This window comes from Isoptericola croceus, from assembly GCF_029382255.1.
GTDB lineage: Bacteria > Actinomycetota > Actinomycetes > Actinomycetales > Cellulomonadaceae > Isoptericola > Isoptericola croceus.
On sequence record NZ_JARLLG010000027.1, the window covers coordinates 1 to 467 of the forward strand.

The window sequence follows — 467 nt, forward strand, 5'->3', positions numbered from 1 at the left end:
CGGCCAGGCCACGTACCTCGGCAACCCGGTGCCATGGGGCACGCTGCCGACGATCCTGGTCATCGAGTTCGTCGCCATCGCCTTCGCCGAGCACCAGCGCACCATGGAGAAGGACCCCGAGAAGAAGAAGTACCCCGGCGGCGCCTTCGACCCCCTCGGCTTCTCCAAGGACCCCGTCAAGTTCGAGGAGTACAAGCTCAAGGAGATCAAGAACGGGCGATTGGCCATGCTGGCTTTTGTGGGTTTCTGCGTCCAACAGTCGGCGTACCCGGGCACCGGCCCACTGGAGAACCTGGCCAGCCACCTCTCGGACCCGTGGCACAACAACATCGGCGACATCATCATCCCCAGATCAATCTCCCCTTGAGCTCAGCTCAGCTGCTGGTTGCTGTTTCCTGTGTACGACTAGGCCCTGCCTGTACAACGAGCGACGACGGTGACTTCCCGCCCGGAAATTAAACCCTCGC

General features: G+C 62.1%; 1 protein-coding gene. It reads left to right on the forward strand.

The genetic code is table 11. The features are described from left to right. On the forward strand, window positions 1-367 hold a 367-nt coding region (locus PZC42_RS24295; RefSeq protein WP_277213936.1), incomplete at its 5' end, for a chlorophyll a/b-binding protein. Between the last annotated feature and the right edge of the window lie 100 nt (window positions 368-467).